The sequence below is a fragment of the Pseudomonas sp. TH39(2020) genome (assembly GCF_016650715.1).
Classification (GTDB): domain Bacteria; phylum Pseudomonadota; class Gammaproteobacteria; order Pseudomonadales; family Pseudomonadaceae; genus Aquipseudomonas; species Aquipseudomonas mandelii_C.
On the sequence record NZ_JAEKFF010000007.1, the window covers coordinates 550,487 to 572,578 of the forward strand.

Annotated in this window: 19 protein-coding genes; 7 read left to right on the forward strand and 12 right to left on the reverse strand. The window is 58.5% G+C overall.

The annotated features are described in order from the left end of the window. Positions 1-22: 22 nt before the first annotated feature. On the forward strand, positions 23-310 hold the full coding sequence (locus tag JFU47_RS22960; RefSeq protein WP_201185856.1) for a DUF3509 domain-containing protein: 288 nt from the start codon (positions 23-25) through the stop codon (positions 308-310). A 170-nt stretch (positions 311-480) separates the two neighbouring features. Here the strand turns inward: JFU47_RS22960 and JFU47_RS22965 are convergent, their stop codons facing one another. Then, on the reverse strand, positions 481-1,407 hold the full coding sequence (locus tag JFU47_RS22965; protein ID WP_446739648.1) for a TIGR02285 family protein: 927 nt from the start codon (positions 1,405-1,407) through the stop codon (positions 481-483). Beyond that, positions 1,388-2,587 (reverse strand): CaiB/BaiF CoA transferase family protein, encoded by a 1,200-nt coding sequence (locus JFU47_RS22970; protein WP_201185860.1) that lies wholly within the window; start codon positions 2,585-2,587, stop codon positions 1,388-1,390. The genes JFU47_RS22965 and JFU47_RS22970 overlap by 20 nt, the downstream gene beginning before the upstream one ends. A gap of 147 nt (positions 2,588-2,734) precedes the next feature. Here JFU47_RS22970 and JFU47_RS22975 point away from each other — a divergent pair, with 147 nt between their 5' ends. From JFU47_RS22975 to JFU47_RS22985, 3 genes are all read left to right on the forward strand, one after another. After that, positions 2,735-3,277 (forward strand): YaeQ family protein, encoded by a 543-nt coding sequence (locus tag JFU47_RS22975; RefSeq protein WP_007897614.1) that lies wholly within the window; start codon positions 2,735-2,737, stop codon positions 3,275-3,277. Positions 3,278-3,343: 66 nt separating this feature from the next. Then, a complete protein-coding gene (recJ, locus tag JFU47_RS22980; RefSeq protein WP_201185862.1) occupies positions 3,344-5,053 on the forward strand; it encodes a single-stranded-DNA-specific exonuclease RecJ in 1,710 nt (569 codons plus the stop codon). Between the two features lie 268 nt (positions 5,054-5,321). Continuing rightward, positions 5,322-6,428 carry an NADH:flavin oxidoreductase/NADH oxidase gene (locus JFU47_RS22985; protein ID WP_201185864.1) on the forward strand — a complete coding sequence of 369 codons (1,107 nt, stop codon included), beginning with the start codon at positions 5,322-5,324 and terminating at the stop codon, positions 6,426-6,428. Between the two features lie 208 nt (positions 6,429-6,636). Here the strand turns inward: JFU47_RS22985 and JFU47_RS22990 are convergent, their stop codons facing one another. Continuing rightward, a complete protein-coding gene (locus JFU47_RS22990) occupies positions 6,637-8,262 on the reverse strand; it encodes a glucan biosynthesis protein D (RefSeq protein ID WP_123365755.1) in 1,626 nt (541 codons plus the stop codon). Between the two features lie 390 nt (positions 8,263-8,652). On the opposite strand from JFU47_RS22990, the gene JFU47_RS22995 reads away from it, so the two are divergent. Continuing rightward, the gene (locus tag JFU47_RS22995) at positions 8,653-8,838 is read left to right on the forward strand and encodes a hypothetical protein (protein WP_123365929.1); all 186 of its coding nucleotides are present in this window, start codon (positions 8,653-8,655) and stop codon (positions 8,836-8,838) included. Between the two features lie 368 nt (positions 8,839-9,206). Here JFU47_RS22995 and JFU47_RS23000 read toward each other — a convergent pair whose 3' ends face one another. Continuing rightward, entirely contained in the window at positions 9,207-9,719 is a 513-nt protein-coding gene (locus JFU47_RS23000; RefSeq protein WP_201185866.1) for a BRO-N domain-containing protein, read from the reverse strand. A gap of 299 nt (positions 9,720-10,018) precedes the next feature. Here JFU47_RS23000 and JFU47_RS23005 point away from each other — a divergent pair, with 299 nt between their 5' ends. Further along, positions 10,019-11,278, forward strand: coding sequence for an AAA family ATPase (locus JFU47_RS23005; RefSeq protein WP_201185867.1), 1,260 nt, complete (start codon positions 10,019-10,021; stop codon positions 11,276-11,278). Positions 11,279-11,280: 2 nt separating this feature from the next. After that, positions 11,281-11,907: an RloB family protein gene (locus JFU47_RS23010; RefSeq protein WP_201185869.1), complete on the forward strand. Its 627-nt coding sequence runs from the start codon at positions 11,281-11,283 to the stop codon at positions 11,905-11,907. A 58-nt stretch (positions 11,908-11,965) separates the two neighbouring features. Here the strand turns inward: JFU47_RS23010 and JFU47_RS23015 are convergent, their stop codons facing one another. The 8 genes from JFU47_RS23015 to JFU47_RS23050 form a co-directional block, all read right to left on the reverse strand. Then, positions 11,966-13,450 (reverse strand): APC family permease, encoded by a 1,485-nt coding sequence (locus JFU47_RS23015; protein ID WP_201185871.1) that lies wholly within the window; start codon positions 13,448-13,450, stop codon positions 11,966-11,968. Positions 13,451-13,677: 227 nt separating this feature from the next. Continuing rightward, complete coding sequence (locus JFU47_RS23020; RefSeq protein WP_201185873.1) at positions 13,678-15,102, reverse strand: gamma-aminobutyraldehyde dehydrogenase; 1,425 nt, start codon at positions 15,100-15,102, stop codon at positions 13,678-13,680. A 178-nt stretch (positions 15,103-15,280) separates the two neighbouring features. Next, positions 15,281-16,117, reverse strand: coding sequence for an ABC transporter permease (locus JFU47_RS23025; protein WP_129441525.1), 837 nt, complete (start codon positions 16,115-16,117; stop codon positions 15,281-15,283). After that, a complete protein-coding gene (locus JFU47_RS23030; RefSeq protein WP_201185875.1) occupies positions 16,107-17,054 on the reverse strand; it encodes an ABC transporter permease in 948 nt (315 codons plus the stop codon). Before JFU47_RS23030 ends, JFU47_RS23025 begins: the two co-directional genes overlap by 11 nt. A gap of 1 nt (position 17,055) precedes the next feature. Then, complete coding sequence (locus JFU47_RS23035; protein WP_140677720.1) at positions 17,056-18,093, reverse strand: ABC transporter ATP-binding protein; 1,038 nt, start codon at positions 18,091-18,093, stop codon at positions 17,056-17,058. Positions 18,094-18,351: 258 nt separating this feature from the next. Beyond that, on the reverse strand, positions 18,352-19,503 hold the full coding sequence (ydcS, locus tag JFU47_RS23040; RefSeq protein WP_123365764.1) for a putative ABC transporter substrate-binding protein YdcS: 1,152 nt from the start codon (positions 19,501-19,503) through the stop codon (positions 18,352-18,354). Between the two features lie 82 nt (positions 19,504-19,585). Next, positions 19,586-21,073: a gamma-aminobutyraldehyde dehydrogenase gene (locus JFU47_RS23045; RefSeq protein ID WP_201185877.1), complete on the reverse strand. Its 1,488-nt coding sequence runs from the start codon at positions 21,071-21,073 to the stop codon at positions 19,586-19,588. Positions 21,074-21,173: 100 nt separating this feature from the next. Beyond that, positions 21,174-22,088, reverse strand: a complete 915-nt coding sequence (locus tag JFU47_RS23050; protein ID WP_046048338.1) for a LysR family transcriptional regulator — start codon at positions 22,086-22,088, stop codon at positions 21,174-21,176. Positions 22,089-22,092: the final 4 nt, after the last annotated feature.

The window sequence follows — 22,092 nt, forward strand, 5'->3', positions numbered from 1 at the left end:
GGACTATTGAGTGGTGATCGAGATGGAAAGTATCAGTCTATTGCTCGGTGAAGCTCTGAGCCCGTATCAGGTAACGTTGACCCCGTCGGGAACCCAGGGCGAATGCCTGGTGACACTGAAAAATGCGACCGGCGCGATCGTGGTCGAGCGGGCGTTCAATCAGGACCAGTTGACCAGCAAACGTCTGTTGACCGATGTCGTCGACGGATTGCACCGCGATGTGCTGATCGCCGAAGGCAGGCTGGAGCCCTGCGTCATCGCGGCGTTGCGTAATGCTGCTCAGGACAAAATCCTGGCCAACCGAAATTGAATTGTTTTTTGTGGGAACCTTCCTGCGTTTAGGTCAGTCAGACCTTGTAACAGCAGGATCAAGCATTGTGCTCCGGTGCTTGTAGCTTGCTGCCACTGGTCTTTATGTAGGCCACGTTTAACCCCGAGTCGTCTCCCCACTTCTCGGGGTTTCTTTTTGCCTGCGATTTGTCATTGCTCGGCCTGATGCTCAAAAAACGCTTTGGTTTCTTTCAGGTAGTCGCTGCGCCTTTCCGGATCCAGCCAGTCAGCGTATTGCTGATCCAGTCGATCGTGCGCCATGGTGCGTAACAGCTGGTTGATCTCATTGATCGCCTTTCGGCCTTGAGGTGTATTGGAGCAGCCGATGTGCCCGGACAGGTATTTACCCGTGCCTCTGACCGGGTAGAACGCCAGCTGGTCGTCGGTCATCTGTGCCTGATCGGCCTTATAGCGAATTTCCGGCCAGTAACCCAAAACCACCTGCAAGCGACCCAAGCGTTGCATCTGCAACAGGCTGCCGAGGGCGTCGTTGCCGTAGTGACGTGTCAGCGCGTCGGGCAGTGCCTGTTTCAGCAGCGTGTCGAGGAATTGACCATAACTGCGCTCAGCCACCACCCCGACTTTCTGTCGACCACTGGCGAGCATAGCCGCCAGATCGACTTCACCGTCGACAAGAAACGGTTGCAGCACCGCTCGATCTTCCTGCCGGACGACCAGGCCATTGCTGACGGCGCGGAAGGCCGGAATGGAGAACGTAATCGACTGTTCCCGCTCCTTGGTCCAGACCAGCGAGGGATCGCACGTCAACGACGCTTCGTGGAGCATTTGCATGCCACGGGCCCGGTTGACCCGCATCAGGGCGTGTTGGTATTGCGGCATGCCGGCGATCAACAGCGGCAGCATTTGATCGATGATTCCCTGTCCTTTTTTCGGACCTTCGAGAATCATCGTTGGCGGCAAATCGCGCAGCAGCCAGATCAGCGTCTCTTTGGGTTGCGCCGAGGCGGGAGAGCCAAGGCACGACAATAAGATGAGCGTCGCCAAAACCCGCCAGCCGTGGGCGTGATCGAGTGCTGATGAAAGCAGGCGTTCCAGCTTAGATGGCCCCGTCTTCACGCAGCTTTGCGATCTGTTCCTTGTCATAACCAAGATCGTTGAGTACCTGCGCATTGTGTTCGCCCAACTGCGGCCCGACCCATTCCGAAGTGCCGGGTGTCTCTGATAGTTTCGGCACGATTCCCGGCATCTTGAAATCTTTGCCGTCCGGTAACTTGGCCTTCAGGAACATTTCCCGGGCCAGGTACTGCGGATCGCTGAACATATCTTGCGCACTGAAGATCCGGCTGGCCGGTACGTCGGCCTGATTCAACTGCTCGATGATGGTGTCCAGCGGCAGTGAGTTGACCCAGCGATCAATCACCCCATAAATCTCGTCGCGACGGCTATCGCGTCCGTCGTTGCTCGCCAACACAGGGTCATTGGCCAGGTCCTCGCGACCAATGATCACCATGAAACGTTTGAAGATCGCATCGCCATTGGCGCCGATCTGCACATGTTTGCCGTCGGCACTGGTGTGGATCGACGAGGGCGTGATGCCCGGCATGATGTTGCCGGTGCGTTCGCGGATGAAACCGAACACGTCGAATTCCGGAACCATGCTTTCCATCATGGCGAAGATCGCTTCATACAGCGCCACATCCACCACTTGGCCAAGGCCACCGTTGACCTCGCGATGACGCAGCGCCATCAATGCGCCGATCACGCCCCAGAGCGCGGCAATAGAGTCGCCGATGGAAATCCCGGTGCGCACCGGTGGCCGGTCTTCGAACCCGGTGATGTATCGCAAGCCACCCATGGACTCACCGACGGCGCCAAAGCCTGGCTGATCCTTCATCGGCCCGGTCTGACCGAAACCCGAGAGACGTACCATCACCAGTTTCGGGTTCAGTGCGTGCAAGACTTCCCAGCTCAGACCGAGCTTTTCCAGGACGCCAGGGCGAAAGTTCTCGATCAGGATGTCCGCCTCGCTGAGCAATTTTTTCAAAATCGCCAGGCCGTCGGGGTGTTTGAGGTTCAGGGTCAGGGATTTCTTGTTGCGCGCCTGGACGAACCACCACAGCGAGGTGCCTTCATACATTTTTCGCCATTTGCGCAACGGATCGCCGCCATCGGGGGACTCGATTTTGATCACCTCGGCACCGAACTCTCCGCAAATGCGCGAGGCAAACGGCCCCGCGATCAGCGTACCCAATTCAATGACTTTCAGACCTGAGAGCGGTTTTCCGGTGAGCGGCATGCTGGATCCTGTAGGACAAAGGTTGAGCGAATACAGGGTTTTAACATAGCCGAACGTCAGACGACCAAGGTTGATCGCCTTCAATTCGTGGATTGCCTACCGCATCGGTTAGACTTGCCGCCTTTCCCCGTATCAAGAAGCCCGTTCATGGCCCAGCCGTCCACGACCTACAAGTTTGAACTGAACCTTACCGACCTCGACCGCAGCGTCTACGAGAGCGTGAAGCAGACCATCGCCCGTCACCCTTCGGAGACCGAAGAGCGTATGACCGTGCGGCTGCTGGCCTACGCCTTTTGGTACAACGAGCAGTTGTCGTTCGGTCGCGGTCTGTCAGACGTGGACGAACCTGCCCTGTGGGAAAAGAGCCTGGACGACCGTGTTCTGCACTGGATCGAGGTCGGCCAGCCAGACGCCGATCGCCTGACGTGGTGCTCTCGTCGCACCGAGCGCACCAGCCTGCTGGCTTACGGCAGCCTGCGCGTCTGGGAGACCAAAGTGATCCCGGCGATCAAAAACCTGAAAAACGTGCACATCGCTGCTGTTCCGCAGGAAGTGCTGGAAACCCTGGCCAAAGACATGCCCCGGGTTATCAAGTGGGACGTGATGATCAGCGAAGGAACGATTTTCGTCACCGACGACCGTGGTCAGCACGAAGTCCAGTTGCAGTGGCTGAGCGGCGAGCGCGGCTGATTATTCGCTGCTGGTCCGCGTTATCCGGTTTTATCCTACGTACCCAAGAGAAGCACCTGTCACCCCATGCGCATCGAACCCCGCCTGTTGCCCGACACCCTGCCATTCCTCGGTGATCTGCCGCCGCTGCTGACCCGTCTGTACGCGGCGCGGGGCGTGCTGTCCGAGGCTGAACTGGACAAGAGCCTGGCGCGGTTGATTCCATTCCAGCAGCTCAAAGGCATCGATGCGGCGGTGGATTTGCTGGTGACGGCGCTGGAGCAGCGTCAGCGGATTCTGATCGTCGGTGACTTCGACGCCGATGGCGCGACGGCCAGCACCGTGGGCATGTTGGGCTTGCGCCTGCTGGGCGCGGCGCACGTCGACTACTTGGTGCCGAACCGGTTCGAGTATGGCTACGGCCTGACGCCGGAAATCGTTGAAGTGGCGCTGACCCGTACACCCCAGTTGCTGATCACTGTGGACAACGGTATCTCCAGCGTTGAAGGCGTGGCAGCGGCGAAAATGGCCGGGCTCCAGGTGCTGGTCACCGACCACCACTTGCCCGGTGACGAGTTGCCGCTGGCCGATGCCATCGTCAATCCGAACCAGCCGGGTTGCGAGTTTCCGAGCAAGGCACTGGCCGGCGTCGGGGTGATTTTCTACGTGTTGATGGCTCTGCGTGCGCGTTTGCGCAGCCTCGGTTGGTACGAGAGCAAGCCGCAGCCGAACATCGGCGAGCTGCTGGACCTTGTGGCCCTGGGCAGCGTCGCCGACGTGGTACCGCTGGATGCCAACAACCGGATTCTGGTGCACCAAGGCCTGGAGCGGATTCGCGCCGGGCGTGCTCGGCCGGGGATCAAGGCGATCCTCGAAGTCGCCAAGCGTGACCACACGCGCATCACCTCTACCGACCTGGGTTTCATTGTTGGCCCGCGTCTGAACGCGGCGGGGCGTCTGGATGACATGAGCCTGGGCATCGAATGCCTGCTCACCGAAGACGCTGGTCTGGCGCGTGAAATGGCCGCTCAGCTCGACGGCATGAACCAGGACCGTAAATCCATTGAGCAGGGCATGCAGCGTGAAGCGCTGGCTCAACTGAAGGATCTGCCGGTCGAGTCGATGCCGTTCGGCTTGTGCCTGTTCGATCCCGAGTGGCACCAGGGTGTCATCGGAATCCTCGCTTCGCGTATGAAAGAACGCTATTTCCGCCCGACCATTGCCTTTGCCGATGCCGGCGATGGCTTGCTCAAGGGCTCGGGGCGTTCGGTTCAGGGTTTTCATATTCGCGACGCGTTGAGCGTGGTGGCGGCGCAACACCCGAATCTGATCAGCAAATACGGCGGCCATGCGATGGCCGCCGGCCTGACGCTGCCGGAAGCGAATTTTCCGTTGTTCGCCGAAGCCTTTGACGCGGAAGTGCGTAGGCAATTGCGCGAAGAAGACCTGACCGGGCGATTGCTGTCGGACGGCACGTTGGCGGTCGAGGAATTCCACTTGGAACTGGCCCGTGCCCTGCGCCATGCCGGTCCTTGGGGGCAACATTTCCCGGAGCCGCTGTTCCACGGCGTGTTCCAGTTGGTCGAGCAGCGAGTGGTCGGCGAGCGGCACCTCAAAGTGGTGCTGAAGAGTGAATGCGGCTCGGTGAAGCTGGATGGCATTGCCTTCGGAATCGACCGCGACATCTGGCCGAACCCGACCATCAAGTGGGTGGAATTGGCCTACAAACTCGACCTCAACGAGTTTCGTGGCAACGAGACGGTGCAGTTGATGATTGCCCACATCGAACCGCGTTGAACCCTTCGCGAGCAGGCTCGCTCCCACAGGATTTGCGCAAACCCTGTGGGAGCGAGCCTGCTCACGAAAGCGATTTGCCTCACACCGAATCCCTCGGAACCCTCCCTGATCCCCCGATGTCGACTAGTCTCTAAGCACTGCTTGATTATCCTTGTGACGTCTTGTCGAATTTTTTACCCGCGGGGGCGGGTGCTGCACCTTTTTCCTGTCACTCGTCGACTTTTCAAACAGAACCCTGGAGCCTGCCCACTGATTCGAGAGGTGCCCCATGAGTCTGCTGCTTGAACCCTATACCCTTCGCCAATTGACCCTGCTCAACCGCATTGCGGTGTCGCCGATGTGCCAGTACTCCAGCGTTGATGGACTGGCCAATGACTGGCACCTGGTCCACCTCGGCAGCCGTGCTGTCGGCGGCGCCGGCCTGGTGTTTACCGAAGCCACGGCAGTCACGGCCGACGGGCGCATCACCGCCGAGGACCTCGGCCTGTGGAACGATGAACAGATAGAACCGTTGCAACGCATCACTCGCTTCATTGCGGCTCAAGGCGCTGTGGCCGGCATTCAGTTGGCGCACGCCGGGCGTAAGGCCAGCACCCATCGGCCGTGGATCGGTAAACATGGCAGCGTCAAACCTGAAGACGGTGGCTGGATCCCGGTGGGCCCATCGCCGATTGCTTTCGACCCGCAACACACACATCCCAAGCAGCTCGATGATGGCGAGATCGCTGAAATCATTCAGGCCTTTGTCGCTTCGGCCCAGCGAGCGCTGACCGCCGGTTTCAAAGTGGTGGAAATACACGCTGCCCACGGTTACCTGTTGCATCAGTTTCTTTCGCCCCTGAGCAATCAGCGGCGCGATCAATATGGTGGTTCGTTCGAGAATCGAATCCGGCTGGTGCTGCAAGTCACCGAAGCGGTGCGTGCGGTGTGGCCTGAAGAGCTACCGCTGTTTGTGCGGGTGTCGGCCACCGATTGGGTGGAAGACGGCTGGAATCCCGATGAAACCGTGGAGCTGGCGCGACGCCTCCACGCGTTGGGCGTAGACCTGATTGACGTCTCGTCGGGCGGTACGGCGGCCAATGCCGAGATTCCGACAGGTCCCGGTTATCAAACCCGTTTCGCCGAACGTGTGCGCAAAGAGTCAGGTATTGCCACCGGCACGGTAGGCATGATCACCGAGCCGGCACAGGCCGAGCACATTCTGCGCACCTGCCAGGCTGACATCATCTTTCTCGCCCGTGAGCTGTTGCGTGATCCGTACTGGCCGCTGCATGCCGATGATGACCTGGGTGGACGCAAGGCCATCTGGCCGGCGCAGTATCAGCGGGCCACCCATCGTGAACAGCCGATTCATGAGTCGGATTTGCGCGACTGATTGACGCTGTAAAACCAAAAAGCCCCGGTCGAATTGACCGGGGCTTTTGCGTTTCTGGGCCGGGACTTTTATTGTCTGGCCTGGCGTCATCGCGAGCAGGCTCGCTCCCACATTGGATCTCCATGAGACACCAATTTTGTGTCCGACAAAGATCACCTGTGGGAGCGAGCCTGCTCGCGATGGGGCCAGCCAAGACACCCAATTACCCTCAGGTGTACTTACGCTTGTCCGGTGCTGGCGGGAAATACTGGTACAACCAGGTCTCACTCAACGTCCGATCATTGGTGCGAATGAACAACCGCAGCTCCACCGGCTCCACGCTGTCATTGGTCGGGTACCAGTCAAAGGTAATGCGGTAACCCTTGATGTCATCCAGCACCAGCACGTTGAAATCCTTGACCTGCCCATTCGAGCACGTGACCACCGGCTCGATCGCCGCACCTTCCGGCAGGCGGTCCAGACCGCCACCGGTGAAGTCCACGGCAAACCGTCGAGCCCAAACCTCCGGGTAATGCTCGCCGGGGGCCCAGCCTTCGATGAAGCCGCCCATGCCAGAACGAGTGGCGTTGACCCGCGCCAACGGCGTGCTGACCGGCGGTAGTGCGCTCCAGTACAGCTTGTAGCCGTAGTTCAGTGAGTCGCCGGCCGCGACCGGTTTTTTCGGGGTCCAGAAGGCGACGATGTTATCCAGGGTTTCGCCAGTCGTAGGAATTTCCATCAGATCGATAGAGCCTTCGCCCCACGCGGTCGTAGGTTCTACCCACAGGCTCGGACGCTTGCTGTACCAGTCGACGGTGTCTTGATAGCTGTCGAACTCATGATCGGTCTGCACCAGGCCGAAACCTTTCGGGTCGGTGTCGGCGAAGGCATTGAATTGCAGGGTGGCCGGGTTGTTCAGCGGGCGGCAGATCCACTCGCCGTTGCCGCGCCACATGGCCAGGCGATCAGAGTCGTGGATTTGCGGGTGAATCGTGTCGCACATGCGCCGTTCATGGGTGCCGCAGCTGAACATGCTGGTCATCGGCGAGATGCCCAGTTGTTCGATGGCAGTGCGCGCATTGATGTGGGCATCGATGCCCATGACGACCTGGCTGGCCTGACAGTCGATGTCGAAACGGTAGGCACCGGTGGCGCTCGGCGAGTCCAGCAGGGCGTAGACCACGAAGCGGGTGCTGTCCTTGTCGGGCGTCTCGAACCAGAACTTGGTGAAGTCCGGGAATTCTTCACGCTTCTTGGCATAGGTATCGATCGCCAGGCCGCGTGCCGACAGACCGTACTGGCCTGAGGCATCGACCGCACGGAAATAGCTGGCGCCGAGGAAGGACAGCACGTCGTGCTGGTCCAGCTCCGGGGCCTTGAACAGCTTGAACCCGGAAAACCCCAGGTCGCCCGTGAGCTGTTTGGTATCGACCGTGGTTTTTTCATAGTTGAACAGGGACGGGCGGAAATGCACCTCCCGCGCCTGACGCGTCTTGGGATCGACGCTGTACATGCGCACCGGCTGCTTGAACCCCATGCCCACGTGGAAAAACTGCACATCCAGCTGACCGTTGAGGTCATTCCACAGCGAATGGTTGCCGTCGTAGCGGATCGCGTTGAAGTTTTGCGGTGTCATGGTCGCCAGGGTCGGGGGAAGCACCTGCTTGGTGTCCTGATAGCGATTGCCGGCGAGCTGCTTGGCCTGGATCTTCAGCGCTTCGAAGTCGAACGCCTGAGCCTCGCCATCCGCCGCGCCGGTACCGGCCCAGGCCCGGGAAGCCAGCAGGCCGGTGGCTGATAATCCGGTGTAGGCAGCGATGGCCATGGACGCTTTGAGCAAATTCCTGCGGTGCATAAGTTCAACCTGTCGTGAACAATCCCGCGCCGTTCCTGGCACGTGCTGGATCAAAAATAAAGGTTCGGACATGCCTTCGGCCAAACGCAACGGACATTAAACAGATAACAAATAGCTTAAACCGTTCGGTCGCGGAGAAAAAATGATTGGTAGCACTTTGGCTTCGTGGCAATGAAACAAGAAATGTCGGTTAAGTTTCCGACAGTACTTTCTGATTTATAGGGCATTTCTGCTTTTTTTGACTAATTACTCTAAAAATCGCTTTTCAGCGCCGCGATAGTTCCTATTCTGTGTTCATGACCGACCACTGCCCTTCAGGCCGGCGACTACAAAAAGGAGAGGGCGATGCGGTTTTTGAAGTTTTCTCGGGCTTATAGAAGGACATCGTCCATGACGAAAGTACAAGGCATCACCCAGTTGCTGGGAATCCTTCCTTGCCTGACCACTGTGCGCCGAAGGCGTCGGGTCAGTTCGGACGAGATGAAGTTGTTGGAGCGCTATCGGGAGCTGTCGGAAAGCGACCAGATTGCGATGCGGTATCTGGTGGAGGCGATGAGGAGTGTTTCGCGGTTTTGAGGAGGCGGGGATTTGGCCGTGACGTGTTGTCGTGGCCAATTCTAAGCGCCATAGGAGGCCTGATACCAACGCGGTCTGTAGCAGCTGGCGAAGCCTGCGTTCGGCTGCGCAGCAGTCGTAACACCTGAGCACACGGTCTTCCTGAAGCACCGCGCAAGCTGATTTCACGTCTGCTGCGCAGCCGAACGCAGGCTGCTACAAAGAGCGTGTATCTGCTGAGATCTTCTTAATTGACTGACGTTAGGCAGGCAGCCGATGTTGCGAGGTGAGGATTGATGCTTTGGGGGGAGACCGGGAGATTTGAGGAGCTGACTAACCAAAGGGGCGGACTGTGAAGTCTGCCCCTTTTTCATTTTTTCACTCTACCTTCAACTGCAAGTGCCTACGATCTTGAACGGCCGTTGTGCCTGCATCAGATCAGGCATGTCCCGCCACTTGATCCAGGCCTGATGCTGCCAATGCAGCAGCGGCACCGAGATCCCGGCCCACTGCAACGAACTCAGGCTTGGAATGTTATCCACAGATGTCGCTTTCGACTCACGCAGCGAAGGTATGACTTCGTTGCTCAGCCATTGGCGCAGGTTTCGGTTTTCCGGGACGAAATGGTGCACCAGAAGGGCATACATCCCTGATTCGCTGACCATCAGTGATTCGACTGTTTTGCCGTTCTTGAGCAGCCAGACGTATCGACGCTGGTCCGGATCAAGTTTCAGGGTGAGGCGTTGGTCCATCGGGCGGCCCATCAAGCGACCGAGATCCTGGACGCAGAACCAGGCTTGGTTGTCCTGCATGAAGGCGTGGAGGAAGCGGTTGTGGCGGGTGAAGATGGTTGGGGTGAAATGCGGATGGATTTCAAACGGATTTGGTGTGTGCGTAAGCATTTTTCGACTCCAAGTTGAAAAGGGAGCCGCCACTCAGAGGAGCGCGGTTGCGCCGTGTTGATAGTGTTCCGGCTTCGACCCCGGGTCGCTGATTTGGCAGCGACGAGGTAAAGCCTATCGTTCAGGTGCTCGCGGCGCCAAGCCTACTCTGGCGCCGCTTGTTGTAGGAATTGGTGTTTTGAGCGGAGGGAAGAGTCTGTAAGATTTTTAATGCCTAGACGACTTGTAAAAAAACTGCACTTCGACTGTAAATTAGCTATATTCAGTTAAATTTTTGGCACGAAGTGCAGGTTTTCCACATGTTGATCGAATTTTCAGTTTCTAATTTCCGTTCTTTTCGTGAAAAACAAACGCTATCCATGGTGGCAACACCCCGCCTCAGTAAGAAGCGAAATGTAACGAAAGCATTAGTCGACGGGGAAAAATTTCCAGATCTGCTAAAAGTGGCTGCTATTTATGGCCCCAATGCGTCTGGGAAATCATCTTTGTTGCAAGCGATGGAGGTTGTATGTAACTTGATTAGGCGAGTGCCTAATGTAAATGATTATCCGCTACCAGTTAAACCGTTCCGATTTGATTTGGCGTTAAAAGAAGAACCTAGTCGTTTTGAGTATAATTTCATACAGCAGCAAATGCGTTACCAGTTCGTTATTGAGCTTACAGATAAGCGTGTGATTTATGAGAAAATGATTTCCTATCCGAAGGGGAAGGAGAGCTTGTTATATGAGCGATCTTTTTCCGATGGAAAAGAAAGCTATGTTTTTGGCGAAGGCCTTGAGGGCGGTAAAGAGGTTCACAAAGCATGGCAGCGATTAACAAGTCCCAAGGCTTTATTTATTTCTCAAGCGGTCGCTAATAGTAGCGAGGATTTGACTCAGTTAAGGAAACCATTTCAATGGTTCAATACTGGTCTCTTAGTTATCGGTCAAGACGCAATGCGAGGTTGGTCGCGAGCCTCCATGAATGTGTTAAATCGAGTTAATGATCTAACTACTGAGTTGGAAGGCTTTTTACAAGAAGTAGATATTCCTGTCTCTAAAATAAGATTGGATGAGGAAGAAAAATCGCTTCTTCAAGCAGATCTAGAAACTCCCGAAGTAAGTGACTATACAGAAAGGCTTGAGAATGCCGTTAAATTGACACATTCAAGCCAGCTGGGAGAGGCGGAGTTCGAATTTTCGGAAGAGTCAGGAGGGACTAAGAATTTAATTGGGTTCTGGTTGCCTTGGAGCACGATGAGCCTTAGTCAACAGTACAAGAGCAGTGTTTTAGCCGTTGATGAACTGGATAGTAGCTTACATCCGGAGATAGTCGCTGATTTGATCGAGAAACATTTGGAAAGTGGGATACATGCGCAACTTATTTTTACCACGCATGACACACACCTGATGAATGCCAAAATACTTCGCCGCGATCAGTTCTGGATAACAGAGCGTGATGCAAATGGCGCAACCAATCTTTTTTCTGTGCATGATTTTGTAGGGCGCGAGGGGGAGGACGTCGAAAAACGTTACTTTGAAGGCCGTTATCGTGGGTTGCCGCTGATTCGGAGGCGATGATAATGGGGCGTACAGCAAGTTCGTTTGGTCGCAAAGAGTCTCGTTTTAAGCCTCAGCCAAAAGTACTGATTCTTTGTGAGGATAGTAAGTCTGGAAAGCGGTATCTCGAAGATGCGGCGATTCACTTTCGTGCAAATGCGCAAGTTGAGATTGCTCACTGTGGAGTAACTCATCCGAGCGGCATTGTTGAGAGAGCAATTGCGCGGCAAAAAAGCTTTGATAAGGTTTTTTGTGCGTTGGACCGCGATACTCATCTCTGCTTCGACAGAGCGATCGATCTAGCGAAACCTCATCCAAAAATAAAAGTTATAGCATCCTTTCCATGTTTCGAATTTTGGTTACTGCTGCACTTTGGCTACAACAGGAAGCCATTTGCTGCTGCGGGCAAAAACTCGCCAGGTGACCTCGTTGCGAAAAGCCTCAGAGAAAAGCCCAATATGGAAAAATATGAGAAGGGCAAAGACATTAGCTATTTCGCTCAACTCCTCGGCGAGCCGTTCCAAAAGGCGAGAATATTGGCGCCCAAGATTCTTGAGGACGTTGCTATTAGCGGCGATCCCAACCCCAGCACTGAGATCCATTTGCTGATGGATGAATTCGAAGCTCTCTCCAAGCCGCAGCCGATCTAGCACCATGAATCCTGTCCGCATCGCTGCGGGCAGGGTGTTGATCGAAGTGCAATTTACATTACCGACTAACCTTCCAAGCATCCCCCGCAGGCGCAGTCCCATGGTCATACGGCTTGGCCAGCCACATGTAAACCAGCCCCAAACCAATCACGATCGCTGTACTCAACACCATCGCGTAGTTGATGTACCACGCAGCATCCGGCGTGCGCGGCCAGGCCATGTTGATGATTGCGCCGACGCCATACACCAGCGCGCAGATGTTCACCGCCCAACCCCAGGCGCCGAGGGTGAATTTGCCGCTCGGTTTCCAGCCTTTCATGCGCGCGTAAAGCGCCGCGAGCACGATCATCTGGAACGCCAGGTAGATACCAATGGCCGCGAAGCTGACGATGGTGGCCACCGCATCTTGCAGGAAGAAGCCCAGCACAATGATCAGCGCCGGCAGGACGCCGGACACGAACAGTGCCGCAACCGGAACCTGAGTCGTAGGGGAAATCTTCTTCAGCAGTGAGCTGCCGACGACCATTTCATCCCGAGCGTAGGAATACAGCAGACGACTCGCCGCGGCTTGCAGGCTGATGACGCAGGAGACGAAGGAAATCATCACCACGCCCATCACCACTTTCGAACCGACCGGGCCGAAGGCGTTGTTGAGGATGGTGGTCACCGGGTCCTTGTCGGTGCCATTGATGACGGCTTGCATGTCTGGCACCGCGAGAATCAGCGCCAGGCAGGCGAACATCGCCGCGATGCCGCCGATGTAGATGGTCATGCGCATGGCCACCGGGATCTGCTTGCTTGGGTTCGGGGTTTCTTCGGCCACATCGCCGCAGGCCTCGAAGCCGTAATACAGGAACATCCCCGCCAGGGATGCGGTGAGAAATGCCGGCAAGTACGAGCCGTCGACGCTGATATCGAAGGTGTTGAACAACACACTGATCGATTGATGACGTTCGAAGATCAGCAAATAAACGCCGACGATCACCGCACCGACCAGTTCGCAAACGAAGCCGAACATGGCGATCCGTGCCAGCACCTTGGTGCCACTGAGGTTGACCAGGGTGGCGAACAACGTCAGGAACAGTGCGATGACGATGTTGGTGTAGTTGCTCGGTTCAAAGCCCATCATGGCGGCCAGGTACGGACCGGCGCCCACCGCAACGGCGGCAATGGTGACACACAGGGCGATGGAGTAGATCCAGCCGACCATCCACGCCCAGCGCTTGCCCACCAAGCGACGAGCCCACGGGTACACGCCACCGGAAATCGGGAACTGCGAGACCACTTCACCGAAGATCAGGCACACCAGCAACTGGCCGCATCCGACCAGCAAATAAGCCCAGAACATCGGCGGCCCACCGGCGGCGAGGCACAGGCCGAACAGGGTATAAACCCCTACGACCGGAGAGAGATAAGTGAAGCCCAGGGCGAAGTTTTCCCACAGGCTCATGCTGCGATTGAAGTTCGAGGTGTAACCCAGCTTGCGCAGTTGCTCGGCGTCGCTGTCGGCAACGGCTGCGGAGAGTTCGGGTGATGCACTCATGGTGTGTTAACTCCGGAAAATCGGCAGATTTCGGATGTCCGAAACCGTGACAGGGCCATGACGGCGCTGCCCGGATCGGTGGTTATTGTTTTGGCTTCTTTGGGGTGGAACCTGGGTGGTACTTAGTGCCGGTTTCTTCCTTGATATCGGGGTGACACCTTCGCGAGCAGGCTCGCTCCCACAGAGACTGCGGTGAACCTGTGGGAGCGAGCCTGCTCGCGATGCTTTTAGTGCTTGAACATCACATGCCGAACGACGGTGTAGTCCTCCAGCCCGTACATGGACATGTCCTTGCCATAACCGGACAGTTTCTGACCGCCGTGCGGCATTTCGCTGACCAGCATGAAGTGCGTATTCACCCAGGTGCAGCCGTACTGCAAGCGTGCGGACAAGCGATGCGCACGACCGACGTCCGAGGTCCAGACCGACGACGCCAGGCCGTAGTTCGAATCGTTGGCCCAGCCCAGAACCTGTGCTTCATCGGCGAATTTGGTCACCGACACCACCGGCCCGAACACTTCGCGACGGACGATTTCGTCGTCCTGTTGCGCGTCGGCCAACACCGTGGGTTCGAAGAAGAAGCCATTGCCTTCAACAGCCTTGCCGCCGGTGATCAATCGGATATGCGGCTGCGCCAAGGCACGCTCGACAAACCCGGCCACGCGGTCGCGATGTTGCGCGGTGATCAACGGGCCGAGCTCGGTCGACGGATCATCCTGCACACCGTACTTGATGCTGCTGACCGCTTCGCCGAGCTTCTCGACGAATTTGTCGTAGATGCCTTCCTGCGCGTAGATGCGGCAGGCGGCGGTGCAGTCCTGGCCGGCGTTGTAGAAGCCGAAGGTGCGAATGCCTTCCACGGCGGCGTCGATGTCGGCGTCATCGAAGATGATCACCGGGGCCTTGCCGCCCAGTTCCATGTGCATGCGTTTGACGCTGTCGGCGGTGCTGGAAATGATGTTCGAACCGGTGGCGATCGAACCGGTCAACGAGACCATGCGCACTTTCGGGTGTGTGACCAATGGGCTGCCGACCGTAGGACCACGACCGAACACCAGGTTAAGTACGCCGGCCGGGAAGATTTCCGACGCCAGTTCCGCCAGACGCAGCGCGGTCAGCGGGGTTTGTTCCGACGGCTTGAGCACCACGGTATTACCCGCCGCAAGGGCCGGGGCGATTTTCCAGGCGACCATCATCAGCGGGTAGTTCCACGGTGCGATGGACGCGATCACGCCGACCGGGTCGCGCCGGATCATGGAAGTGTGGCCCGGCAAGTATTCACCGCCCGCCGAACCGCTCATGCAACGGCTGGCGCCGGCGAAGAAACGGAACACGTCGGCAATTGCCGGGATCTCGTCGTTCAGCGCGGCGTTGTAAGGCTTGCCGCAGTTGTCCGATTCCAGTTTGGCCAGCTCTTCGCCGTGGGCTTCGATGGCGTCGGCGAGTTTGAGCAGCAGCAGCGAACGTTCTTTCGGCGTGGTTTGCGACCAGCCTTCGAAGGCGCTGTCGGCAGCACGCACGGCGGCATCGACCTGGGCTTCGCTGGCTTCGTTGATTTCCACCAACACACGACCGAGGGCCGGGTTGAACACCGGTTGGGCGGGGCCTTCGCCGTCGATCAGTTGGCCATTGATCAAGAGTTTGGTTTGCATGGCTTTGTCCTCTTCGAAAGTGTTGTTTTTTCTCTGTAGGAACCGGTTCAAATGTGGGAGCGAGCCTGCTCGCGAATGCGGTGTGTCAGCCCACATCAATGTTGGATGAGATGGCCTCTTCGCGAGCAGGCTCGCTCCCACATTAGAGCCGGTTCCTATAGGGAGTAATCGTTGTTCGTTATTTCCCGCCACTGCCCGCAACGCTCTCACCGCCACGGGTCAGGTAATAGGCGCCGAGGATCGGCAGCATGGTCACCATCATCACCAGCATCGCGACGACGTTGGTCACCGGCACGTCCCGTGGGCGGCTGAGCTGGTTGAGCAGCCACAGCGGCAGGGTGCGTTCATGGCCGGCGGTGAAGGTGGTGACGATGATTTCGTCGAACGACAGGGCAAACGCCAACATGCCGCCGGCCAGCAACGCCGAGCCGAGGTTCGGCAGGACGATGTAGCGGAAGGTCTGCCAGCCATCGGCGCCGAGGTCCATCGAAGCCTCGATCAAACTGTGAGAAGTGCGACGCAAGCGGGCGATGACGTTGTTGTAGACGATCACCACACAGAAGGTCGCGTGACCGACGATGATGGTGAACATCCCCGGCTCGATGCCCAGCGTCTTGAAGGTCGCCAGCAAGGCGATACCGGTGATGATCCCCGGCAAGGCAATCGGCAGGATCAGCATCAGTGAGATGCCTTGCTTGCCGAAGAAATCCCGCCGGTACAACGCCGCCGATGCCAGCGTACCGAGGACCAGCGCAATCAACGTCGCGACGGAAGCGATTTGCAGCGACAGCTTGATCGCTTCCAGTACGTCGGGCCGCGAGAACGCCACGCCGATCCACTTCAGGGTGAATCCCTTGGGTGGAAAACTGAACGCCGCATCTTCGGTGTTGAAGGCGTACAGGAAGATGATCAGGATCGGAAAGTGCAGAAATACCAACCCGCCCCACGCTGCGATGCGCAGGCCGAGCGAGGCTTTCTCCCCGTGCGTTTCTGGCCTTTGTTTTTTAGAGCGCATCGAAGGCCCCCAGTCGTTTCACGATAGTCAGGTAAATGGCGATCAACACAATCGGCACCAACGTGAAGGCCGCGGCCATCGGCATGTTGCCGATCGCGCCTTGCTGGGCGTACACCATGCTGCCGACGAAGTAGCCCGGCGGGCCCACCAGTTGCGGCACGATGAAGTCGCCCAGGGTTAGCGAAAAGGTGAAGATCGAACCGGCCGCGATGCCCGGAATCGACAGCGGCAGAGTCACTTGCATGAAGGTCTGGCGTGGCTTGGCGCCGAGGTCGGCCGAGGCTTGCAGCAACGAGGGTGGCAGACGTTCCAGCGAGGCTTGGATCGGCAGGATCATGAACGGCAGCCAGATGTAGACGAACACCATGAACCGGCCCAGGTGCGAGGTCGACAAGGTGCTGCCGCCGACACCCGGAATGCCCAGAATGAACTGCAAAACCGGCTCCAATCCAAGGTGCTGGACGAACCACTGCGCCACGCCGCCCTTGGCCAACAGCAAGGTCCAGGCATACGCCTTGACGATGTAACTGGCCCACATCGGCATCATCACCGCGATGTAGAAAAACGCCTTGGTTTTGCCGGTGGTGTAGCGCGCCATGTAGTAGGCGATCGGGAACGCGACGATGGCGCTGGCGATCGACACAACGATGGCCATGCTCAAGGTGCGCAGGATGATGTCGAAGTTCGACGGCTGGAACAGGGCAGCGAAGTTCGCCAGGGTCAGGTCGGGCGTGACCGCCATGGTGAAGTCATCGAAGGTGTAGAAACCTTGCCACAGCAGCACCAGCAGCGAGCCGAGATAGATCGCGCCGAACCACAGCAGCGGCGGTACCAGCAGCAGCGACAGGTAAAAATTCGGCCGGCGATACAGCAGGTTGGAAAACCTGCGCAACGGCGAGCCGCCGGTCGGGGTTTGAGGGATAGCCACGCTGTTCATCTCACACCCCGCCGACAACGTTGTCGTGCAGCGGGATCATCGCTTCCCGTGCCCAGCGTGCGCTGATGCGTTGTCCGGTCTGATGTTGCGCGCTGACGTCCAGCCACTGGACGTTGGCCTGGCTGATGTTCAGGGTCTGGCCGTTTTCCAGTTTCAGTTCATAGCGCGTGGCGCTGCCCTGGTACTGAATGTCATGGAGCAAACCGCTGACTTCGATTTCATGACTGGCCAGCGGCCCTTCGGCGAAACGCACATGTTCCGGGCGAATCGAAAACGGCTGTGGATTGCCGCTCAGTTGTTTCGCCAGATCGCCGCGAATCACGTTGGAGGTGCCGACGAATTCGGCGACGAAGGTTGTAGCCGGTTTCATGTAGAGGTTGCGCGGGGTATCGACCTGCTCGATGCGTCCCTTGTTGAACACCGCCACACGATCCGACATCGACAGCGCTTCGGTCTGGTCGTGGGTGACGAAGATGAAGGTGATGCCGAGCTGGCGTTGCAGCTTCTTCAGTTCACCCTGCATTTGCTCGCGCAGCTTCAAGTCGAGCGCGCCCAACGGTTCATCGAGCAGCAGCACACGCGGCCGATTGACCAGGGCGCGGGCCAGGGCCACACGCTGGCGTTGACCGCCGGACAGTTGCACCGGTTTGCGCTCGCCGTAGCCGCCGAGGGCGACCATGTCGAGGGCTTCTTCGGCGCGTCTCTGGCGTTCGGTTTTGCCGACGCCTTTGACTTTCAAACCGTAGGCGACGTTGTCGAGTACGTTCATGTGCGGGAACAGCGCGTAATCCTGGAACACGGTGTTCACGTCACGCTGATACGGCGGCAGCCCGGCGGCCTCTTCGCCGTGAATACGGATAGAGCCTGCACTCGGTTGTTCGAAACCGGCGATCAGGCGCAGACAGGTGGTTTTGCCCGAACCGGAAGGGCCCAGCATGGAAAAGAACTCGCCGTCCTGGATATCGATGGAAACCCGGTCAACGGCCTTCACTTCGCCGAACTGACGGGAAACGTTGGTGAACTGGACTGCAAGCGTCATGGTGCGGTGCTCCAAAAAGGCGAGGGTCTCGCGGCGGCCTTGCCTGGACTTCTGAAAATCTGAATCGTTGCGGTGTACGCGACCTGCTTTTAGCGCCCTCTCCCTCCGGGAGAGGGCGGGGGTGAGGGCCGCGGTGTCGGTCATTCCCAAGAGTCGAGGCGGAGTCAAAAACCACCCCTCACCCCAGCCCTCCCGAAACGTCGGACCGCCCCACAGGGGAGAGGGGGGAAGGGAGTTGACCGTGTCGTGCTTGAGGGCTTAACGGCCGCCCATGATCGCGATGTAGTCCTGGGTCCAGCGGCTGTACGGCACGAATTTGCCGCCTTCAGCCTGCGGGGTTTTCCAGAAGGCCAGGTTCTCGAATTGGTCGTAACCATTGGTTTTGCAACCCTCGGCGCCGAGCAATTCGCTCTCCTTGCACCCGGCCGGAACCGACGGCAGCGAACCGAACCAGGCCGCCAGGTCACCCTGGACTTTGGGTTGCAGCGACCAGTCCATCCACTTGTAGGCGCAGTTGGGGTGCTTGGCTTCGGCGTGGAGCATGGTGGTGTCGGCCCAACCCGTTGCACCTTCTTTTGGAATGACCGAGGCAACTGGCTGCTTGTCCGCCACCAGGCCGTTGACCATGTAGCCCCAGGTGCTGGACGCCGCGACGCCTTCGTTTTTGACGTCACTCATCTGGACCGTTGCGTCATGCCAGTAGCGGTGGATCAAGGGCTGTTGCTTGCGAAGCAGGTCCAGCGCCGCTTTGTATTGCGCTTCGTTGAGCTGGTACGGGTCTTTGATGCCCAGTTCCGGCTGTTTCGATTTGAGATAAAGCGCCGCATCGGCGATATAGATCGGGCCGTCGTAGGCCTGGACCCGGCCCTTGTTGGACTTGCCGTCCGGCAGGGTTTGCTCTTCGAACACCACGCTCCAGCTGTCCGGCGCCGTTTTGAAGATATTGGTGTTGTACATCAACACGTTCGGGCCCCATTGGTACGGAGTGCCGTAGGTTTGCTTATTGACGACGTACCACGGGCCATCCTTCAGGCGAGGGTCAATGTTCTTCCAGTTCGGAATCAACGCCGTGTTGATCGGCTGCACACGCTTGCCGGCGATCAACCGCAGGGAGGCGTCGCCGGATGCAGTCACCAGGTCATAACCACCCTTGGACATCAGGCTGACCATCTCATCGGAAGTGGCGGCTGTCTTGACGTTGACCTTGCAGCCGGTTTCCTTTTCGAAGCCGGTGACCCAGTCGTAGGCCTTGTCGCTTTCGCCACGTTCGATGTAGCCAGGCCAGGCCACAATATCCAGCTGACCTTCGCCGGCACCGACGGCTTTCAGCGGTTCGGCGGCCTGGATACTGGCACTGGCCAGCAGCGCCGTGGTGATTGCACTGAGCAGTGCGGTCTTGTGCACGAACATGGGGTTTCCCTCTTCTTTAATTATGGTCGGGGCAGTTTTGAACGTGGTGAAGCATGCCGTTAGCGGCTTGTTATAAGCGTAGTCAGAGATGCTGGCCGTGGCGGGCCATGATGTGCCGCACCACGCTGTAGTCCTGGAGCGAATCGCTGGATAAGTCTTTGCCGTAGCCCGAACGCTTCAGGCCGCCGTGGGGCATTTCGCTGACCAGCATGAAATGGCTGTTGATCCAGGTGCAGCCGTACTGCAAGCGCGCCGCGACCTGCATCGCCTTGTCCAGGTTCTGGGTCCAGACCGAGGAGGCGAGGCCGTATTCCGAGTCGTTGGCCCAGTCCACGGCTTGTTCGAGCTGATCAAAACGGGTCACGGTGACCACCGGCCCGAACACTTCGCGCTGGACGATCTCGTCGGTCTGCTTACAACCGGCCAGCAATGTCGGCTGGTAATAGAAGCCGGCACCGGAATGCACCGCCGCGCCGGTCACCCGTTCGATGTGCGGCTGGCCGAGGGCGCGCTCGACGAAACTGGCCACGCGATCACGCTGGCGGGTGCTGATCAGCGGGCCGATCTCGTTGTCGGCGTCGCGCTTGCCGGCGAACCGCAGGCTGCTGACCGCTGCGCCGAGTTCGGCCACCAAGCGATCATGAATCCCGGCCTGTGCATAAATTCGGCAGGCCGCGGTGCAATCCTGGCCGGCGTTGTAATAGCCGTAAGTGCGCACGCCTTCGACCACGGCTTGAATGTCCGCATCGTTGCAAACGATCACCGGGGCCTTGCCGCCGAGTTCGAGGTGAGTGCGCTTCAGGGTTTTCGCCGCGGCTTGCAGGATTTTTTGCCCGGTGACGATATCGCCGGTCAGCGACACCATGCGCACTTTGGGATGACTGACCAAGTGACTGCCGACGCCTTCACCGCCACCGCAAATGATGTTGATCACGCCGCGCGGCAGGATCTCGGCCAGCGCGGGCGCCAGGGCCAGAATCGACAGCGGCGTGTGTTCGGAGGGCTTGAACACCAGCGTGTTGCCGGCGGCCAGGGCCGGGGCGATTTTCCACGCGGCCATCATGATCGGGTAGTTCCACGGCGCAATCGAGGCGACCACGCCAATCGGATCGCGGCGAACCATGCTGGTGTAGCCCGGCAGGTATTCGCCGCTGAGCTGGCCAGTCTGGCAACGCACGGCGCCGGCGAAGAAACGGAACACATCGACCGTGGCACTCAAGTCATCCTGACGCGCCAGGTGCAACGGCTTGCCGCAGTTCAGCGATTCGAGGCGGGCGAGGAGGTCGGCTTGTTTTTCAATGGCGTTGGCGATGTCCAACAGCAGATTCGAGCGTTGTTGCGGTGTGGTCCGCGACCAACCGACAAAGGCGCGGTGGGCGGCGAGGATCGCGGCTTCGACTTGTTCGGTGCTGGCTTCGGCGATGTGAGTCAGCACTTCCCCGGTGGCCGGGTTGAGGATCGGTTCGACAAACCCCTGACCCGCGACCAATTCGCCATCGATCAACAACGCGGTGAACAACGGGGTCTGTGCGCCAGCCATTTTTCGGGTTCTCTTTTCTTGTGTGGCCATGCTGCTCCCTGTGACTGGGGCCCGGCCGTCTTATAGATGTACCAAGACTAGGCGCCGCACCCGAGGTCGACAAATACTAAATACTGAAGGTGGCGTTCGATTAAATAGATGGCTTGCGCCCGCCGTGGGGCTGCTCGCGGGCGACGGTCAGGAACGGGTCCACCAATGCTGGGCGCGCGGTGCCGCGACGCCAGGCCAGGCCGACGTCGAGGGTCTGGCTCAGGTCGGCAATCGGGCGCGCTTCGATGATGTCGCCCTCCAGTGACCATGGGCGATAAGTCATGTCGGGTTGGATCGACACGCCCAAACCCGCGGCCACCAGGCTTCGTACCGCTTCCGTCGACGCCGTTCTCAAGGTGATGCGCGGTTGCAGCGAAGCCGCCGCCCACATGCGTTGCGCATTGCGATCCATTTCATCGACGTTCAGTTGAATCAACGGTTCGCGGGCCACGTCGGCGAGGTTGATGCTGTCGTGTTCCAGCAGCGGATGCTGGGCCGGCAGCCATAGCCGATGGGGCGAGTGGGTCAGCACTTCGGTCTGCAAGGCGTGGCGGTCTTCGAGGTTGGAGAGGATCAGCACGCCAACATCGATCTCACCGCTGACCAGCAAATGCTCGATGTAAGGGCGCTCGTCCTCCATCACCCGGATCTCGACGTTGGGGTAGGCGCGCTGGAAGCGGGTGAGTAGATCTGCGAGGTAATAACCGGCCACCAGGCTGGTCACACCGATGATCAACTGCCCGGCGACCTGATCGGTGCTCTGTTGCAGGCTGCGTTTGGCGTTGTCCACCGTCGCCAGAATCAGGTGCGCCTGGCGTAGGAATTGGTGGCCCTGGTGGGTCAGTGTCATGCCCTTGGCGTGACGGTTGAACAGGCCGACGCCGATTTCCTGCTCCAGTTGCTGGATCGCCAGGGTCAGTGTCGATTGGGAAATAAACGCGGTTTGCGCGGCGGCGGAGATTGAGCCGGTCTCGGCCACGGCGATGAAGTGACGGATCTGACGCAAGGTCATCATGGAG

Excerpts from the sequence above, each read along its gene's own strand:
- JFU47_RS23035 (WP_140677720.1), bottom strand. The coding sequence starts at position 18,093 with ATGACGCTTGCAGTCCAGTTCACCAACGTTTCCCGTCAGTTCGGCGAA.
- JFU47_RS23000 (WP_201185866.1), bottom strand. The coding sequence starts at position 9,719 with ATGCTTACGCACACACCAAATCCGTTTGAAATCCATCCGCATTTCACC.
- JFU47_RS22960 (WP_201185856.1), top strand. The coding sequence starts at position 23 with ATGGAAAGTATCAGTCTATTGCTCGGTGAAGCTCTGAGCCCGTATCAG.
- JFU47_RS23015 (WP_201185871.1), bottom strand. The coding sequence starts at position 13,450 with ATGAGTGCATCACCCGAACTCTCCGCAGCCGTTGCCGACAGCGACGCC.
- JFU47_RS23045 (WP_201185877.1), bottom strand. The coding sequence starts at position 21,073 with ATGGCCACACAAGAAAAGAGAACCCGAAAAATGGCTGGCGCACAGACC.
- recJ (WP_201185862.1), top strand. The coding sequence starts at position 3,344 with ATGCGCATCGAACCCCGCCTGTTGCCCGACACCCTGCCATTCCTCGGT.
- ydcS (WP_123365764.1), bottom strand. The coding sequence starts at position 19,503 with ATGTTCGTGCACAAGACCGCACTGCTCAGTGCAATCACCACGGCGCTG.
- JFU47_RS22985 (WP_201185864.1), top strand. The coding sequence starts at position 5,322 with ATGAGTCTGCTGCTTGAACCCTATACCCTTCGCCAATTGACCCTGCTC.
- JFU47_RS23020 (WP_201185873.1), bottom strand. The coding sequence starts at position 15,102 with ATGCAAACCAAACTCTTGATCAATGGCCAACTGATCGACGGCGAAGGC.
- JFU47_RS23010 (WP_201185869.1), top strand. The coding sequence starts at position 11,281 with ATGGGGCGTACAGCAAGTTCGTTTGGTCGCAAAGAGTCTCGTTTTAAG.
- JFU47_RS23050 (WP_046048338.1), bottom strand. The coding sequence starts at position 22,088 with ATGATGACCTTGCGTCAGATCCGTCACTTCATCGCCGTGGCCGAGACC.
- JFU47_RS22975 (WP_007897614.1), top strand. The coding sequence starts at position 2,735 with ATGGCCCAGCCGTCCACGACCTACAAGTTTGAACTGAACCTTACCGAC.
- JFU47_RS23005 (WP_201185867.1), top strand. The coding sequence starts at position 10,019 with ATGTTGATCGAATTTTCAGTTTCTAATTTCCGTTCTTTTCGTGAAAAA.
- JFU47_RS22970 (WP_201185860.1), bottom strand. The coding sequence starts at position 2,587 with ATGCCGCTCACCGGAAAACCGCTCTCAGGTCTGAAAGTCATTGAATTG.
- JFU47_RS23025 (WP_129441525.1), bottom strand. The coding sequence starts at position 16,117 with ATGCGCTCTAAAAAACAAAGGCCAGAAACGCACGGGGAGAAAGCCTCG.
- JFU47_RS23030 (WP_201185875.1), bottom strand. The coding sequence starts at position 17,054 with ATGAACAGCGTGGCTATCCCTCAAACCCCGACCGGCGGCTCGCCGTTG.
- JFU47_RS22995 (WP_123365929.1), top strand. The coding sequence starts at position 8,653 with ATGACGAAAGTACAAGGCATCACCCAGTTGCTGGGAATCCTTCCTTGC.
- JFU47_RS22990 (WP_123365755.1), bottom strand. The coding sequence starts at position 8,262 with ATGCACCGCAGGAATTTGCTCAAAGCGTCCATGGCCATCGCTGCCTAC.